The sequence below is a fragment of the Seonamhaeicola sp. ABD4_175 genome, assembly GCF_056160885.1.
Genome location: NZ_JBSWYC010000001.1, coordinates 1,432,579 through 1,449,825, shown reverse-complemented (window position 1 = coordinate 1,449,825; position 17,247 = coordinate 1,432,579). Strand labels below are relative to the sequence as shown.

Sequence of the window (17,247 nt, the reverse complement as noted above, 5' to 3'; positions counted from 1 at the left end):
TATAAAATGACAACTACCAATTTTGAAATAAAACCACTATCCTCTCAAGACAGAAATAAACTTAGAAAACAGTACTTATTTGCTGTTTTCTTCATACTTGTTGCAAGTGCTATATTTTCTTTTATCTATTTTTTTGTTATAAAACCAGATAACTTTAGTACTATTCCTATAGTAATGTTTTCAATATTTCTGTTATTCTTTGTGGGTATTTTTTCTTACATATTTTGGAATACCTATATCGATTTAAAACAAGGTATTAAGCACTGTTACACTGGTATTATTACCGATAAGCGTGTAGACAAACACACTACCAAATCAAGAAGTTATAATACCAGAATGGGCACAAATACAAGACACAAGTCTAGTAGAACCTATTATTATATAAGTATTGATAATAAAGAGCACAGCGTGCCTTATTCAAAATACGCAAAAGTAAGAGTAAACGATAAAGTATATTTAGAATCTAGCCCTAAAAGCAAAGAAGTTTTATTGTTTACTGTTTTAGAAAAACATTTAAATTTAGCTACTAATACTACCAATTCCTCCCATTTTATTCCTTTTAAAAGTAAAAGTATTACCAAGCCTATGCGCCAACAAGACATTGAATTAGTGAGAAAAATAGTCTTCAAAAAAATTAGAAAAAACACAATCTATTTTCTGCTAAGTGCTATGTTACTTTTTGTGCTTTGGACGGGTTTTATTTTGTTCCAAATTCCATTAATAATTGCATTTATTTATTATGCCATTAAAGCACTGATTTTGCTAAACCAATATGCTAAATTTAAACGGAATGGATGTTTAAAAACAATTAGTAAAGTACAGGTATTAGATAAATTAAAAACAACCTCAAACAGACATTCTACGGGTTTTCAAATTAAAACTAATAACGGCACTATTGATGTTACAGCACTTATTTATAATAAAATACAAACCTCACAATATATAAATTTACATAAAGCATCTATTATAAATATTTTATATGATGTAAGTTTTGATAAACATATATAGATAGAAAACAGTACAAAAACAGCATTTTAAATTTTACCAACAGAAAATTTTAACCTTATGAATAGTTTTTTTTCTCTGATAAATAAGCCATTAAAACATTATGCTCAATGGGATTTTTTAGTGTTTATACTACTTACTGCTTTATCAATTGGAAACGGACAAACCACTGTGTTTTATGTTATTTTCTTTTTTTGGTGGAATGAACTTATTAGATTAATAATTGATAGAATACTTTATAAAACAAACAAAAACGCTGTAATTATAAGTAACAAAACATCTATTATAAGTTCATTATTTCAAATGGGTGTTTATTTTGTTTTTATTGTAGTTTTCTTTGCGTTTATGGCTAATTGGAATAACGAAGTACTTATTTTCACTAATATGAAAATATTATTTTTCAGAAATTGGTTCTTTAATATTAATCTTTTATTTCTTCTTGCAGAACGTATTACACTTCACCGTACGCAACAACCTTTAAAAATAAGTTTTGGAGTTTTTACACCAAACATGTTAGTTTTACATGCTTCCATAATTTTAGGTGTAATTATTATGTTGTTTGTGGTTCGTAATTTTCCTGAAACATTTACACCAACAAATTTATTGGGTTCAGTACTTATAATTTTACCTTTTTTATTTATTAGAGGTATGGTTCAATATTTTAAATCAAGGTATAGTTAAGTGTCATTTTCTTGAACATAGGAAATAAAAACTGTTTCAGAAAACGAAGTCCTCTATATACTTTTTAAGCTACTTTTTTAAGCAAATCAAAACAAGGGCATTTGCCACAACGCTTTTTCTCGCTTTTTTTATACTTTTCGCAGCACTTACTTTTTACTTTTTTGGCATTAATAATACCAGCTTCATGCAAACTTTTAAGTGCTTTTTTTTGTTGCTTCTTGTCTAATTTATTTTTACCCAAAACTTATATTGTTAAAATACAAACCATTGCAAAGATATATTGTTTTTAATAAATCTAAATAAGATTAATTGTTAAAATTACATTTAAGCAAAAAAGAGGTGTTATTTAACACCTCCCTTTTCATAATAAATCAATTAAATCTATTACCCCTTAACCTGATTTTCTGCTTCTTTAATCATTTTTTCATTTGGCAAAATAGCCACATTAACTCTACGGTTTTTTGCTCTACCTTCGGCTGTACTGTTATCATGTACTGGTTGCGTTTCTCCAAACCAATTGGTTGTTAAACGCCCATTGCTAATACCATTTCCAGCTAAATAATTTGTTACTGCGTAGGCTCTGTTTTTTGAAAGTATCATGTTATAATCTTCAGCACCTTGGCTATCAGTATGTCCAACTACTAAAATATTTGTATCTGGATATTCTTTAAAAACACCAATTAACTTATTTAAAGTAGCTTGAGATGCTGTGTTAATATTATACTTATTAGTATCAAAATATACACCACTTGATTCATCAAAAGTTACAACAATACCATTATCTACACGTTCAACCTCAGCACCAGGTATTTCTTCTTCAATTTTTTGAGCTTGCTTATCCATTTTGTTACCAATAAGCACGCCTGCACCACCACCAATAACACCACCAATAACAGCACCCAACTCGCCGTTACCGCCTTTACCAACATTATTACCTATTATGGCTCCTAAAATAGCGCCACCGGTAGCACCAATTACAGCGCCTTTTTGTTTATTATTTGCATTTTGAACCGATTTACAGTTTGTTAAACCAAAGGTTAACACTACTGTAAACAGAAGTATTGATATTTTCTTAATCATAATTTTTTAGTTTTTATTGTTTAGTAAAATTCATTGAAATTGTAAACGGCTCACCTTTTACATTAACCGTTTGCTGCCACTGCATCATAGTATCAGACAATGCTGTTAAACTTAACCTAAAACCTGTGTTAGTTTCAGATTTATACTTTTCTGAAGTTGGTTTTAAAAGAAAATCATACAAACCAGTTTCTTCATTTACCTCATCAATTGTAAACACAAAGTATCGCTCACCAGATGCACAACTTAAACCGTTAATTGAATATATACCTGTATTATTATTTGGTACAAATTGCCATGTACTACCCTCAAAACATGTCTTTGATACATCATTTAAAAGTGTAACATTATAAGAGCCTGTTTTACTGTAATTTATGCTGTTTAAGACCCAATTTCCTTTAACTGCTCTTTTTGAAGTTCTAACTGTTTTTGAGGTCCCGCAAGAAAGCACAGTTATTGAAAGACATAGTAAAATTAGTTTTTTCATTATACTATTTTGTTTTTGGTTATATAATTATATACGCTAATAGCTTAATTACAGATTGTAATTTTTAATACTTTGCGTTTTAACATTATTTTTAGAAATGTATTTAAAGCAATACATTACAATCTCTTACAACAAAAAACAACTGTATTTTAATTTCAATATTTAACAAACATTAACAAAAAGTGTTTTATAAATAATTTAAAGTAGGAAAGACTCGAGATGAGTCTGAAAAAACGAAAAAGTAGGCTTTAATTGATATAGAGTTTATTCCTTCTGGAGAATTGACTCCGTTACTATTTATACACACATTCGGAATTAAATAGAGGGTCCGTTAGAGCCCAACCTGAATAGCTAAAGAGGCTTTCTAATAAGTAATTTTTATACAGCCTCTTTTTATATAACATTTCTATAAGCTATTTTCTTTTATAATACCGCATATACTAAACAAAATAACAATAGTTTAGTTTTAGCAATCTCTTAGGTGTTTAAGTACCATCCTAATCCGGCGGAAAATGATTTTATTTATTGTAGTACTCTCAAAATTAAAAGTGCAGAACTCATTGATGTTTTAGGGAAACGAGCTGCCATTTACCTTTTTAATAAAAGCATTATTAAACTAGATGTACCTTACCTTAAAAGTGGCATTTATTTAATTCTGGTTGTAGATGAATATGGTAAGGTTAAGACTAAGAAACTGGTTGTGAAGTAATAAACTTAATCATCAAACTTGCTTAAAACATATATTTTATATTGTGGTAAATAACTACCTAAGATATAGTATTCTTTATATTTAAAAATTGTTTTACCATCCTCAAGATTATTGTTCGAATCGAAATCCATGAGTTTGTCAAAAGCATTGTTTTTAATTTTGCCCTTTATGTGGTTAAAGTTGTTATCCATTAAAGATTTGAAATAGGTAGATTTAGAGTATGAATAAATATCATACATTAAATTTGTAGGATTAAAATATATATTGAATGCACCTCCAGATGGGGAAAATGAAACCCCCATATTTATAACATCACTTACGGACAAAACATCCTTAACAGAACCTATTGATATTACGTATTTTTCCTTTTCCGAATAGGCTGAAACACCAATTCTCCCAGACATTATCTTTCTTAAAAATTTATTATTATCCTCTAATTCTCTGTACTTGTCAATCTTTCCAATTCCAATAGAATTATTCAATGATTCTTTTTCTTGTATAAAAGAGGTATTCTTAAAAAGAATAGGTTCATTCTCTTTACTAAAAAATTCTTTAATCAAATCTCCAGATTCTAAATGATGAATGCGGAGCTTTATGCCTCCATTTGTAGCCCCCACCAGCAAAAGCTTATCTTCCAGAATAAATGAATTGCTCTTCTTTTGGAGGTAATCAACTTCAAAAAATGGTTTGTTAAAATGCTTAATATCATAGCTGTAGTCCAACAAGTCAATGGTTAGCATTAATAACGTATTTCTGTTTTGATCAAAGGTAAAAATTAGCCTATTCTCTTTAATATAAAATTTTAAATTTTCAGATGTTACATCTATTGGTGTGTGTGAATTTTCTTCAATCTTTACAACTTCTTGTCCAGTTGATGATTTAGACAGAATTCCAGATAAGGTTACTATTTGACCATAAGAACCTTTAAGTTGTTCTTTAAAGTCGATGTGCTTTACTATTTGATGTCCTTCGGAATCAAAATTATAAATATTCAAAACTGAAGAACCACTATTTACCGTTAGTAAATAAAATGAATTATTTACAACGGCAGTTTGAACAAGCTCTTCTTCCTTGTTAACAAGCTCAAACTCGTTTAATATTGAAGTATTTGTTTTAAAATTAAAATGCTCAGATGCAAATTTATTTTTTTCTAAATTGGTTAAATACAAAGTAATACAATCTTTGTTATTTATTGAATATCCAACTACCTTCTTGTATTTTCTACTTCTAGTATTCGATGCTAGTTTACTAATTACCTCAAATTTATCACTTAGTAAATATCCATAAATTTTCTTTGCCTCTAATAAAAACAACGCAATGTCTCCCGTATTTTTATTTACCACAGGAAATACATCTTTTAAAACCGAAGAACTAGTTTTTAAGTCATTATTAAATTGTACTAATTTTTCTTGAGAAAAACAATTAAACCCCATCAAAAGGGCAATTATAAGGCATAAAATCCTATTCATAATATACTATTTTTCTTAGCGAGAAAATTAAGAAAAAAAGTATTAAATAAAGGCCTTCTTAAACGTTTTTTAAATGAAAAAGTCTAACTTATTTGCAACCCATTATTTACCGAAGCATCATCAGGGTTTACAAACACTAATTTACCTTCGGGCGTTTCAGTCATTAAAATCATGCCTTGGCTTTCAACACCACGTAAAGCTCTTGGTGCTAAATTTACCAAAACGGTTACTTTTTTACCTATAACCTCTTCAGCAGTAAAACTTTCTGCAATACCTGATACTATAGTACGAGTATCAATACCGGTATCTACTTTTAACTTTAAAAGCTTTTTGGTTTTAGGCATTTTTTCTGCTTCTAAAATTGTACCAACACGTATATCAAGTTTTGTAAAATCTTCAAAAGTAATGGTATCTTTTTGTGGTTCTACTTTTTTATTGGCAGCTTCATTTGCTTTTTTACTAGCTTCTAGTTTATCTAACTGTTCTTGTATGGTTTTATCTTCAATTTTAGAGAATAACAATTCTGCTTTTCCTATTTTATGACCTGCTGGTAATAACACATCTTTATTAGGGATATCATTCCATTGTGATTCTGAATCAAGTTCAGAATGACAAAGTATATTTTTAAGTTTTTCAGCAGTAAATGGTAAAAACGGCTCGCATAAAGTAGCCAAAGCACTTGCAATTTGAAGCGCAACGTACATTACGGTTTGTGTTCTAGCCTCATCTACCTTAATTGTTTTCCAAGGTTCTTCATCAGCTAAATACTTATTTCCTAAGCGTGCTAAATTCATTAACTCTTGGCCCGCTTCTCTAAAACGGTAACGTTCAATAGAACTTGCAATTACATTAGGATACGCTTTAACAGCAGCCAGAGTTTCTTTATCTACAATATTAAACTCACTTGGTGTTGGTGTAACGCCTTCGTAATATTTATTAGTTAATACTACCACACGGTTAATAAAGTTACCAAAAATGGCAACTAACTCATTATTATTTCTTGCTTGAAAATCTTTCCAAGTAAAATCGTTATCCTTTGTTTCTGGTGCATTTGCCGTTAACACATAACGCAAAACATCTTGTTGGCCAGGGAAATCTTTTAAATATTCTGGTAACCAAACCGCCCAATTTTTTGAGGTTGATAGTTTATTACCTTCTAAATTTAAAAATTCATTAGCAGGCACATTTTCGGGTAAAATATAACTTCCTTCTGCCTTTAGCATACTTGGAAAAATAATACAGTGAAACACAATATTATCTTTACCAATAAAATGTACTAGTTTAGTATCTTCATCTTTCCAATACGGTTCCCAATTCTTCCCTTCGCGTTCTGCCCACTCAATAGTTGATGATATGTAACCAATTGGCGCATCAAACCAAACGTAAAGCACTTTGCCTTCGCCACCTTCAACAGGTACCGGAATGCCCCAATCTAAATCGCGTGTTACGGCTCTTGGACGCAAACCATCATCTATCCAAGATTTTACTTGTCCGTATACATTTGATTTCCAATCTTTTTTATGACCTTTTAAAATCCATTCTTTTAAAAAATCTTCATGCTTATCTAGCGGTAAAAACCAGTGTTTTGTTTGTTTTAAGGTTGGCGTATTTCCGGTTATTGCAGACTTTGGGTTAATTAAATCGGTGGCATTATGGCTTGTTCCACAATTTTCACATTGATCTCCGTAGCTTTCTTCATTTCCACATTTAGGGCATGTTCCAATTACAAACCTATCGGCTAAAAATTGTTTAGCTTCTTCGTCATATAACTGCTCTGTAGTTTCTTCAATAAATTTGCCTTTATCATATAAGGTTTTAAAAAATTCTGATGCTGTTTTATGATGAATTGGTGCCGATGTTCTAGAATAATTATCATAGGTAATTCCAAAATCTTCAAAAGATTGCTTTATAATAGCATGATATTTATCTACAATATCTTGTGGTGTAACACCTTCATTTTTAGCTTTAATAGTAATAGGAACACCATGTTCATCACTACCACCTATAAAGGCTACATCATTACCAGTTAAGCGTAAATAACGCACATAAATATCGGCTGGCACGTAAACACCCGCTAAATGTCCAATATGTATTGGCCCATTGGTGTATGGTAATGCAGTTGTAACTGTATATCTTTTTGGTTTATTCATAATTCCTATTGTAAATCTATCACTAAGGCGCAAAAGTACACATTTTAAGGGCTTTTTACGAAAAAAAGTGCGTAATAAATACATATTGAAAGCCATCAGAAAATCATGTAAATTTGATAAATTATGGTATTTCAACAGATTTAATTCAATTAACAATTTTTAAGTTTTTTGAGAGAGTTCTTCAAAATTATGTTTCATTAAAAAAATGTACATTTACATTATGTCTAGAAACCTACTATTATACGTGTTTTGTATATTTTTTTTCTTCGGAAGGATTAGTGCAAACACCCAAAACAAACCAATAAAACACCAAGTTAATTTGATACAACCACCTTATTTAAAAGCTGGTGATACGGTTGCCATTGTTGCACCTGCCGGCATTCTAAAAAACAGAACCGCTGAAATTGAAAGCGCTAAAAAACTACTTAAAAGTTGGGGGTTACACGCTAAAGTTGGTAAGCATGTTTTTAACCAAGGACGCCATTTTGCTGGAACTGATGATGAACGTTGTGAAGATTTTCAAAACGCATTAAACAACCTAAACATTAAAGCTATTTGGTGCGCCAGAGGCGGTTATGGTTCTGTTAGAATTTTAGACAAATTAAATTGGTTTAACTTTAAAGAAAACCCTAAATGGATAATTGGCTATAGTGATATTACGGCCATTCACAACCAAGTACATACTTTAGGTGTACAATCTATACACGCCATGATGTGTACAAGCTTACAAGATGCACCAGAAACCCTTAAAGAAACTATAAAAACTTTTAAAGACGCGCTTTTTGGCCAACCGCTAAGCTACACTTTAAAAGGTACAAATTATAACAAAACAGGTAATGTAACGGCGCCAATTGTTGGTGGAAATTTAACTATTTTACATACTATGTTAGGCTCTAAAACTAGTATTAATACAGCCGGAAAAATTCTTTTTATTGAAGAAATTGGCGAATATAAATACCATATAGACCGTATGTTGCAAAGTTTAAAACGTGCTGGGTATTTTAATAATTGTGAAGGTGTTATTATTGGCGATATGACAAAAATTAAACGTAACACAACACCTTGGGGAAGCTCTATTGAACAACTTATTTTAGATGTACTTTCAGAATACAATTTCCCAATTGCCTTTAATATGCCCGCTGGCCATGAAAAGGATAATAGAGCATTAATTTTAGGAAAAACAGCTACATTAACGGTTAAAAAAGAACATTCAACCATTATTTTTAACTAGAAATTAATTTTATCATAGCATTGTGCAGAATTTAAACCCTTATCTATGATGAAAAAATTACAATTATTACTTACAGTTATTATGTTAAGCGCTGTTTTTACAGCAAAAGCAGACACTATTAAAATTGCAAATTTAAACTTAAACAACCCCGATGTTAGAAAATGTTTATTAGAATCTACACAAAGTGAAGGTTGGAAATTAGCATCGGTTTATTTAAACGATGACAACAAATTAGTATATGTTTTTGATAAAAACGATTCAACAAAAATTTATACAAGTAAAGAAGTTTTTACTAAATAAAAACCGTTTTTAAACCACATAAAAAAATCCGTGTAAATGCTTTTACACGGATTTTTTATTTTTTCTAAATATGTGGCGTTAAAACTTCAATTCTTTTTGCAAATGCTCATAAGCATCTTGTACTTGCCTAAACTTTTCTTCGGCACCTGCTTGATGTTCTTTTCCTAAATGAATTACCCTATCTGGATGATATTTTTTTGCCATTTTTCGGTAAGCGCGTTTAATATCATCAACACTAGCATCTTTTTCAATTTCTAAAACTTTATAAGCATTATCACTACTGTTATAAAACATGGCTTTTATACTTTCATAATCTCTAACACTAATACCCAAATATCCTGCTATTATTTGTATTTGTCGTTCTTCATCTTTAGTAACAACACCATCGGCTTTTGCAATTCCAAATAAAAAATGCATCAATTGCAAACGAGACGGATGATCCATCATTTGCTTTATTTGCAAACACACTTGCCTTGTAGATATGTTTTGCTTGCTTATATTTTTAAACAATTGAAACGCATGGTTTGCGCGTTCTTTACCATACATGGTAGAAAACTGTTGGCGTACATAATCTAATTCTCTTTGGTCTTGTTTGCCATCTGCCTTTATAACTATTGATGCTAAAATAAGCAGGCTAACTTCAAAATCGCCCGATTGTGTTTGGGGGCGTTCTGCCCTACCACTGTAGTTTGGTCTTTTACGTTGTTTTCCTTCACCTAAAAAAGTATCTTTACTACCGTTAGACATGGCATCAACAATACTACCTAAAGCAATACCTATAATAGCGCCAATGGGGCCACCAAAAGACCACCCAAGCGCACCACCAATCCATTTTGAAACACTCATAATAATTATAAATTTTATTTATTGGTAAATATAATATTAGTTAGTTGATTGCAGGCGTATTTTGTTACACAATTGATATCTTTGCAATCCAAAAAGTAATTTTTGGCAACTAATAAATTGTTAATTAAAAAATTTTAAAATATGTATCCAGCAGAATTAGTAAAACCAATGCGCGAAGACTTAACAAATGTTGGTTTTGAAGAATTACAAACGGTTGAAGCAGTTGATGCTGCTATAGCTAAAGAAGGTACAACATTGGTAGTTGTAAACTCTGTATGTGGTTGTGCTGCAGCTAACGCACGCCCAGGTGCTAAAATGAGTTTAGAAAACAGCAAAAAACCAGACCACATTGTTACTGTTTTTGCAGGTGTTGATAAAGACGCTGTAACAAAAGCTAGAGAATATATGGTACCGTTTCCTCCAAGTTCACCAAGTATGGCTTTATTTAAAAATGGCGAATTAGTACACATGCTAGAACGTCATCATATTGAAGGAAGACCTGCTGAACTTATTGCAGACAACCTAAAAGACGCTTATAACGAGTTTTGCTAATAACACCTCAAGCTTATAAATTACAAACCGCGAAAATAATCGCGGTTTTTTTATGCTTAAAACGCAACCTTTTTATTAATACATCATCTTCAAAATAAAAAATGATTGCTAATAATACGTTTAAATTTATAAGCTTAATAATTGTTTTATCAATTGTATTTTTTGCTGGGTGTTTAAGTGATGATGATAATCAAGCATCATCATACAACAGTGAATTAGAAACCCTAACGCAATTAAAAAACGATATTGAAACATTAGCTGCAAGCTCTGTTTGTAATGAAACTTCAACATGTAAAATAATTGCCTTTGGCAGTAAACCTTGTGGTGGCCCATGGAGTTATTTGGTGTACTCTACATCAATAGATGTACAAGATTTTGAAACCAAGGTTGAACAATACAACCAACTTGAAAGCATATTTAATGCTAAATGGGGTGTGGTTTCAGATTGCGCCGTTACCCTACAACCCAATGATGTTATTTGTAAAGACAATGTTTGTACTGCCGTGTATTAAATACCTTAGTTTTATTTTACTTCTTTAAAAAATCATGTACTTTTGGGCATGGTAAAAATTTTATCGTACCCAATAACCGTTATTTACTACTTGTGTTTTTTTTTAACACTAGTAATATTTCACCCTATACAATGGTTTTGCTTTAATGTATTTGGGTACAAAGCACATAAATTAAGTGTAGATGCACTTCAGTTTTTTTTAATTAAATGTACACATATTTTAGGCACACGCTTTACATTTATTAATAAGCACAATATACCAACCAATACCCCAATTATTATTGTTGCAAACCACCAAAGCATGTATGATATATCGCCCATAATGTGGTATATGCGCAAACATCATGTAAAATTTATAAGTAAAAAGGAACTTGGTAAAGGTATACCTAGCGTATCATACAATTTACGTCATGGCGGTTCTGCTTTAATTGATAGAAAAAACCCCAGACAATCTTTACCTGCTATTATGAAATTTGGCGAATATATTGAAACCACTAAACGAGCAGCCGCTATTTTTCCAGAAGGCACTAGAAGCAAAACAGGGCAACCAAAACCCTTTCAAACTAAAGGTTTAGAAATATTATTTAAAAAAATACCATCGGCACTTATTGTGCCTATTTCAATAAATAACTCATGGAAAATGTTTAAATACGGAAAATTTCCTATGGGTTTGGGTACACACATAACATTTAAAGTGCATACTCCTTTAAAATTGGCTAATTACCAAGATAAGCACGCACTTATAAATGAAATTGAAACTACCATAAAACAAGATATTCACCATTAAAAAACATAAAATGTCGTTAAAAAATGTACGTTTAGAAGTAATGCAGTTTTTAGAAAAAGATGTTGACGCATTAATTCAGAAATACTTAATTCCCATAGATAAAATTTGGCAACCAACAGATTTTTTACCAAACTCTGAAAGTGATACGTTTTTTGATGAAATAACCGAAATACGAGAACTATCAAAAGAATTACCTTATGATTTTTGGGTAGTTTTAGTTGGTGATATGATTACTGAAGAAGCTTTACCAACCTATGAGTCTTGGTTAATGGATGTTGAAGGTATTGACCAAGTAAATAACCCCGGAGGATGGTCTAGATGGATTAAACATTGGACGGGTGAGGAAAACAGACACGGTGATGTACTAAATAAATACCTTTACCTTTCTGGTAGAGTTAACATGCGCGAAATTGAAGTAACCACACAACATTTAATTTCTGACGGTTTTGATATTGGTACAGATAGAGACCCTTACAAAAACTTTGTATACACCAGTTTCCAAGAACTTGCCACATACATATCTCATAACAGAGTAGCAAAAATTGCAAAAAAATATGGAAATAAACGATTAGCTAGAATGTGCCAAATGGTTTCTGGTGACGAAATGAGACACCACAACGCCTACTCTGAATTTGTGGAGCGTATTTTTAAAATAGATCCTAGCCAAATGATGATGGCATTTCATTACATGATGAAACAAAAAATTACCATGCCAGCACATTTTTTAAGAGAATCTGGTGATAAAATAAGTACTGCTTTTGAAGAGTTTTCAAACACGGCACAACGTATTGGCGTATACACCTCAACCGATTATGTTGATATTCTTAAAAAATTAATTGACCGTTGGGAAATTGATAAAATAACAAACCTAACAGATGAAGCTGAAAAAGCTAGAGATTATTTAATGAAATTACCAGACAGAATGTACCGTTTAGCAGATAGAATGAAAATTCCTGAAAATTCATTTGAATTTAAATGGGTACAACCTGCTATTGCTAAATAATGTTAAGTTTTTATGACTTCAGAAACCATAATACAAAAAACAAAAATCTTTGTAGAAAAAACCCTTTCTGGAGCCGAAGGTGGCCATGATTGGTTTCACACACTTAGAGTTTATAACAACGCCCTTTTAATTGCAAAAAACGAAACTGTAAACACATTTGTTGTTGCATTGGGCGCGTTGCTACATGATATTGCAGATAGTAAATTTCACAACGGCAATGAAACTATTGGCCCTAAAATAGCACGCGAATTTTTATTTAAACTAAATGTAGACTCGGCAGTTATAGAACATGTTGTAAATATTATTGAAAACATATCATTTAAAGGTGGTAATGAAGCACAAAAATTTACATCGGCAGAATTAAATGTAGTACAAGATGCTGATAGGCTAGATGCCATTGGCGCTATTGGCATTGCCCGTACTTTTAATTATGGTGGCTTTAAAAACAGGCAACTTTACAACCCAAATATTCCACCTAATTTAAACATGACCAAAGCCGAGTATAAAAAATCTACAGCGCCAACTATAAACCATTTTTACGAAAAGTTACTGCTTTTAAAAGACCGTATGAATACAAAAACAGGTAAAAAACTTGCGATTGAAAGACATCAGTTTATGGAACTGTACTTAAAACAGTTTTATAACGAATGGAATGGCAAGGTTTAGCTTAACCTATTATTTGTTTAATTTCTTTTCTGTAGTTAGAGGCACTTTTACCAATTATTTCATTAAACTGCTTATTAAAATGCGAAAAGTTATTAAAACCACACTCAAAACAAATATCTGCAATACTCATTTGGCTTTCATTTAAAAGTTTTGTGGCATGCACTATGCGTATTTCATTTACTACTTGTGTAAATGTTTTACCAGTTGTTTTCTTAAAATAACGGCAAAAAGCGGGCACTGTCATACTAACTTTATCTGCAATATCTTCTAAAGCAATATGTTCTTTAAAATTAGCATTTACAAACTTATAAATAGTTTTAATTTTATCTGTGTCTTGTGGTTCAGCTTCAAACACAAAACCATCGGCATTTAAAATGGTATAATCATCGGTAGTTGCTAAATATTGTAAAATTTCTAACAATTTTAAAATTCTATTAAAACCATTATAGTTTTCTAAATCTTCAATTTTAGAGCCCACAACATCTTTAGTTGCTCTATTAAATAGAATACCGTTTTTAGCTTTTTCAAAAAGCGTACCTATTGCATTTGCCTCGGGCACTGCGTTAAAAAAGTCTTCACCTAAAAAATCTGGTCTAAACTGTATGGTTGTTTCAATACCAGCAGCAGTAAGCCTGTCGGTAAATCCGTTATGCGGTAAATTTGATCCTATTAATATAAGCTGACTATTATTAAAGTATGACAAATGGTTTCCAATATGTGTTTTACCTTGGCCTCTATTCACATAAATTAATTCTAACTCTGGGTGAAAGTGCCAAAACATTTCACCTCTATCTAGCTTGTCGTTATGTTGCTTTACAAGCACCGATTCTCCAAATGATGGTGAAAGCTTTTTAAATGTAGGTTTCTTTGTAATCATAGTAGGATGATTTTTATGCAAAATTAATATATATTATGCATACATTATATATTTTATTACCCCAAATATATGCAAAATTAACTTAACAGTGATTTAACATATCCTTAACGGTTAAAATAGCATATAAATAAGCTAAAATTGATGTTTTCCACCCTTTATAACTGCCATATCTTTGTACCGTTATCAAAAAGTAACACCCCAAAACATGAATACATTTTTAAAACATACTAAAAAAGGACTTATAATGGTAGCCATGGCAGCTACGGTTGTAGGTTATGCTTCAGATGATAATACTATAATTAAAGATGCTGCCAAAACAGCTATTACTTTAAATAATGTAAAGGAAGGAAACTTACTTACTATTAAAGACGCTTACGGTATTACATTATATAAAGAAGTTATTGAACAAACTGGTATTTATAATAAAGGTTTTGATTTAACTGCTTTACCTGAAGGAAACTACTTTTTTGAATTAGAAAAAGATGTTGAAATTAAAACAATTCCTTTTTCAGTACAAAACAACAAAGTAAATTTTAAAAGTGAAGATGAAACCATTTATTACAAGCCAGTAACAGTAGTTAAAAATAATTTAGTTTATATAACTAAGCTTGCACTAAAAGGTGAAACTGTAACAATTAGTTTTTATGATACCGTTACAGATGATTTATTACATACAGAAACAATAAAAGGTACTCAAGCTATTGAAAAAGCATACAAGCTTGAGACTGGTAATTATAAAATAGTCTTTAATTCAAATAATAAAGATTTTACAAAATTCATTAATAATTAGTTTAATGTCTTATTTAGTTTAGTTGGTAAAAGTGGGCTGTGGTGGCCCACTTTTTTTTGCTCTATATTTTTTATTCCTCTACTTTTATTAGAGCAAGCATTTTAATTACTGCATTAAAATTTTATTATTTAATAACCTGACCCTGACTTTTATTAATAAAAAAAATCAGTATAAATATTTACTTCGCCAACGCCGAGAGTTAAAATCAATTATTTTTAAAACAAACTATACACACTACCACCAATAAATTTTAAAAAAGAAGGAGTTCACTAAAACAAAAATTTACCACTAAATATATGCTTAATTAACATGCCAATATTCTATATTAACACATGTAGAAAATCAAAATAAAAACAGGGTTAAAATAGCATATAAATTAGTCAAAATCAATGTTTTACCCACTTAAAAACCACCATATATTTGCAGTGTAAACGTTAATAAAACAGATTATGAAAAACGTATTATCACACACAAAAACAGTAATTGTAATGGTAGCAATGTTAGCTGCGGTTATGGCAAATGCAAATGAAATTTCTTTAATTAAATTTGGTAAAGATTTAAGAGGAACTGCATTAACAATTGAAAATGTAAAAGAAGGAAACCTTTTATCTATTAAAGATAATTATGGTATTACTTTATATAAAGAAGTTATTGAACAAAGCGGTTTATACACGAAAGGTTTTGATTTAACAGATTTACCTAACGGAAACTACTTTTTTGAATTAGAAAAAGACATGGAAATTAAAACCATTCCTTTTAACGTAAATGCTGCAAAAGTTACTTTTAATAAAGCTGAAGAAACTACAACTTTCAAACCTTTTGTTAGAGAAAGTAACGGTTTAGTTTATGTAACTAAATTAGCTTTAAACGCTGAACCAATGGAAATTAGCGTATACGGCTTAAATGAAAATGATGCTGAACTTTTATTAGATGAAACTATTGAAAACACAAAAAACATTGAGCGTGTTTATAAATTAGAGTCTGGTAAATACAAAATGGTTTTCAACTTCAACGGTAAAGAATACACCAAATATATCAATAATTAATATAAAGTTTATTAGTTCTTATTTTGTTTAGTTTTGTTAAAGCGAGCCATTTGGCTCGCTTTCTTTGTTTTATATAACCATTATTGTTATAAAAGCTTACTTAGTATAATACTTGGTTAACTTATCACTTTATAAATTGAAAACTATTAAGCAGTAATAAAATGTTTGTAATACTTCAAAAAACAAAACCAATAGCGTATTATTTTAAATTATACCAATGTTTAATTCACAACATAAATATATGCGTTTTTAACACCAAGATGTGGCATATTGACTTAACATAAACTTAGCATACATTTAACAGATAATATAGCATATAAATTAGTCAAAATCAATGTTTTACACACTTAAAAGCCACCCTATATTTGCAGTGTAAACGTTAAATTATCCAAATCATGAAAAACGTATTATCACACACAAAAACAGTAATTATAATGGTAGCAATGATGGCTACGGTTATAGGTTATGCAAATGAGATTTCTCTAATTAAATTTGGTAAAGATTTAAGAGGAACTGCATTAACAATTAACAATGTAAAGGAAGGTAACCTATTATCTATTAAAGATATATATGGCGTGACATTATATAAAGAAGTAATTGAGCAGACAGGTATGTACTCAAAAGGTTTTGATTTAACCGATTTACCTGACGGAAACTACTTTTTTGAATTAGAAAAAGACATGGAAATTAAAACCATTCCTTTTAACGTAAAAGACACTGTGGTTTCTTTTGACAAAAATGCCGAAACTACTAGTTTCAAACCTTTTGTAAGACAAAAAGATAATTTAGTATTAGTTACTAAACTAGCTTTAAAAGGTGAACCATTAAAAGTTAGTATTTATGGTGTTTACAATACAGTAACAGATCTTTTATTTAAAGAAACTATTGAAGATGAAAAAACTATTGAACGTGTTTACCAATTAGAATCTGGTAAATACAAAATTGTTTTCAACTTTGATGGCAAAGAATACACAAAGTACATTAACAAGTTATAATAAGTAATTAAAATTCTTATTTAGTTTAGTTTTGCAAAACGGGTCTTTTTTTAAGACCCGTTTTT

The 17,247-nt window shown here is 30.3% G+C and carries 20 protein-coding genes; 13 read left to right on the top strand and 7 right to left on the bottom strand.

What is annotated here, in order from left to right:
- Positions 1 to 6 precede the first annotated feature (6 nt).
- The gene (locus ACXAG4_RS05950; protein ID WP_475295157.1) at positions 7 to 1,008 is read left to right on the top strand and encodes a hypothetical protein; all 1,002 of its coding nucleotides are present in this window, start codon (positions 7 to 9) and stop codon (positions 1,006 to 1,008) included.
- A 57-nt stretch (positions 1,009 to 1,065) separates the two neighbouring features.
- Complete coding sequence (locus ACXAG4_RS05945) at positions 1,066 to 1,686, top strand: hypothetical protein (RefSeq protein ID WP_475295156.1); 621 nt, start codon at positions 1,066 to 1,068, stop codon at positions 1,684 to 1,686.
- A gap of 64 nt (positions 1,687 to 1,750) precedes the next feature.
- Here the strand turns inward: ACXAG4_RS05945 and ACXAG4_RS05940 are convergent, their stop codons facing one another.
- The 3 genes from ACXAG4_RS05940 to ACXAG4_RS05930 all read right to left on the bottom strand — a co-directional run bounded on the left by ACXAG4_RS05940 (position 1,751) and on the right by ACXAG4_RS05930 (position 3,250).
- On the bottom strand, positions 1,751 to 1,927 hold the full coding sequence (locus ACXAG4_RS05940; protein WP_186826852.1) for a hypothetical protein: 177 nt from the start codon (positions 1,925 to 1,927) through the stop codon (positions 1,751 to 1,753).
- Between the two features lie 143 nt (positions 1,928 to 2,070).
- On the bottom strand, positions 2,071 to 2,766 hold the full coding sequence (locus tag ACXAG4_RS05935; protein ID WP_475295155.1) for a YiaD family glycine zipper/OmpA-like lipoprotein: 696 nt from the start codon (positions 2,764 to 2,766) through the stop codon (positions 2,071 to 2,073).
- A 13-nt stretch (positions 2,767 to 2,779) separates the two neighbouring features.
- Positions 2,780 to 3,250, bottom strand: coding sequence for a lipocalin family protein (locus tag ACXAG4_RS05930; protein ID WP_475295154.1), 471 nt, complete (start codon positions 3,248 to 3,250; stop codon positions 2,780 to 2,782).
- A 481-nt stretch (positions 3,251 to 3,731) separates the two neighbouring features.
- Here ACXAG4_RS05930 and ACXAG4_RS05925 point away from each other — a divergent pair, with 481 nt between their 5' ends.
- Entirely contained in the window at positions 3,732 to 3,959 is a 228-nt protein-coding gene (locus ACXAG4_RS05925) for a T9SS type A sorting domain-containing protein (protein ID WP_475295153.1), read from the top strand.
- A 5-nt stretch (positions 3,960 to 3,964) separates the two neighbouring features.
- Here ACXAG4_RS05925 and ACXAG4_RS05920 read toward each other — a convergent pair whose 3' ends face one another.
- Both ACXAG4_RS05920 and metG read right to left on the bottom strand, forming a co-directional pair.
- Positions 3,965 to 5,428 (bottom strand): hypothetical protein, encoded by a 1,464-nt coding sequence (locus ACXAG4_RS05920; protein ID WP_475295152.1) that lies wholly within the window; start codon positions 5,426 to 5,428, stop codon positions 3,965 to 3,967.
- Positions 5,429 to 5,511: 83 nt separating this feature from the next.
- Complete coding sequence (gene metG, locus ACXAG4_RS05915) at positions 5,512 to 7,578, bottom strand: methionine--tRNA ligase (RefSeq protein WP_475295151.1); 2,067 nt, start codon at positions 7,576 to 7,578, stop codon at positions 5,512 to 5,514.
- Positions 7,579 to 7,783: 205 nt separating this feature from the next.
- Here metG and ACXAG4_RS05910 point away from each other — a divergent pair, with 205 nt between their 5' ends.
- Positions 7,784 to 8,809: a S66 peptidase family protein gene (locus ACXAG4_RS05910; RefSeq protein WP_475295150.1), complete on the top strand. Its 1,026-nt coding sequence runs from the start codon at positions 7,784 to 7,786 to the stop codon at positions 8,807 to 8,809.
- Positions 8,810 to 8,854: 45 nt separating this feature from the next.
- Positions 8,855 to 9,109: a hypothetical protein gene (locus tag ACXAG4_RS05905; RefSeq protein ID WP_475295149.1), complete on the top strand. Its 255-nt coding sequence runs from the start codon at positions 8,855 to 8,857 to the stop codon at positions 9,107 to 9,109.
- A gap of 78 nt (positions 9,110 to 9,187) precedes the next feature.
- Here the strand turns inward: ACXAG4_RS05905 and ACXAG4_RS05900 are convergent, their stop codons facing one another.
- Positions 9,188 to 9,955, bottom strand: coding sequence for a TerB family tellurite resistance protein (locus ACXAG4_RS05900; RefSeq protein WP_475295148.1), 768 nt, complete (start codon positions 9,953 to 9,955; stop codon positions 9,188 to 9,190).
- A gap of 141 nt (positions 9,956 to 10,096) precedes the next feature.
- Between ACXAG4_RS05900 and ACXAG4_RS05895 the strand changes: the two genes are divergently transcribed.
- The 5 genes from ACXAG4_RS05895 to ACXAG4_RS05875 all read left to right on the top strand — a co-directional run bounded on the left by ACXAG4_RS05895 (position 10,097) and on the right by ACXAG4_RS05875 (position 13,474).
- Positions 10,097 to 10,507 (top strand): BrxA/BrxB family bacilliredoxin, encoded by a 411-nt coding sequence (locus ACXAG4_RS05895; RefSeq protein WP_475295147.1) that lies wholly within the window; start codon positions 10,097 to 10,099, stop codon positions 10,505 to 10,507.
- Between the two features lie 101 nt (positions 10,508 to 10,608).
- Positions 10,609 to 11,019, top strand: coding sequence for a hypothetical protein (locus ACXAG4_RS05890; RefSeq protein WP_475295146.1), 411 nt, complete (start codon positions 10,609 to 10,611; stop codon positions 11,017 to 11,019).
- 48 nt (positions 11,020 to 11,067) lie between these two features.
- On the top strand, positions 11,068 to 11,805 hold the full coding sequence (locus ACXAG4_RS05885) for a lysophospholipid acyltransferase family protein (protein WP_475295145.1): 738 nt from the start codon (positions 11,068 to 11,070) through the stop codon (positions 11,803 to 11,805).
- 10 nt (positions 11,806 to 11,815) lie between these two features.
- Positions 11,816 to 12,808 (top strand): acyl-ACP desaturase, encoded by a 993-nt coding sequence (locus ACXAG4_RS05880; protein ID WP_475295144.1) that lies wholly within the window; start codon positions 11,816 to 11,818, stop codon positions 12,806 to 12,808.
- Between the two features lie 12 nt (positions 12,809 to 12,820).
- Positions 12,821 to 13,474, top strand: coding sequence for an HD domain-containing protein (locus ACXAG4_RS05875; RefSeq protein ID WP_475295143.1), 654 nt, complete (start codon positions 12,821 to 12,823; stop codon positions 13,472 to 13,474).
- 1 nt (position 13,475) lies between these two features.
- Here ACXAG4_RS05875 and ACXAG4_RS05870 read toward each other — a convergent pair whose 3' ends face one another.
- Entirely contained in the window at positions 13,476 to 14,351 is an 876-nt protein-coding gene (locus ACXAG4_RS05870) for an AraC family transcriptional regulator (RefSeq protein WP_475295140.1), read from the bottom strand.
- Between the two features lie 205 nt (positions 14,352 to 14,556).
- Between ACXAG4_RS05870 and ACXAG4_RS05865 the strand changes: the two genes are divergently transcribed.
- The 3 genes from ACXAG4_RS05865 to ACXAG4_RS05855 all read left to right on the top strand — a co-directional run bounded on the left by ACXAG4_RS05865 (position 14,557) and on the right by ACXAG4_RS05855 (position 17,182).
- Positions 14,557 to 15,141: a hypothetical protein gene (locus tag ACXAG4_RS05865; RefSeq protein ID WP_475295139.1), complete on the top strand. Its 585-nt coding sequence runs from the start codon at positions 14,557 to 14,559 to the stop codon at positions 15,139 to 15,141.
- Between the two features lie 449 nt (positions 15,142 to 15,590).
- Positions 15,591 to 16,187 carry a hypothetical protein gene (locus tag ACXAG4_RS05860; RefSeq protein ID WP_475295138.1) on the top strand — a complete coding sequence of 199 codons (597 nt, stop codon included), beginning with the start codon at positions 15,591 to 15,593 and terminating at the stop codon, positions 16,185 to 16,187.
- Between the two features lie 395 nt (positions 16,188 to 16,582).
- Positions 16,583 to 17,182 (top strand): hypothetical protein, encoded by a 600-nt coding sequence (locus tag ACXAG4_RS05855; RefSeq protein WP_475295137.1) that lies wholly within the window; start codon positions 16,583 to 16,585, stop codon positions 17,180 to 17,182.
- The last annotated feature ends 65 nt before the right edge of the window (positions 17,183 to 17,247 follow it).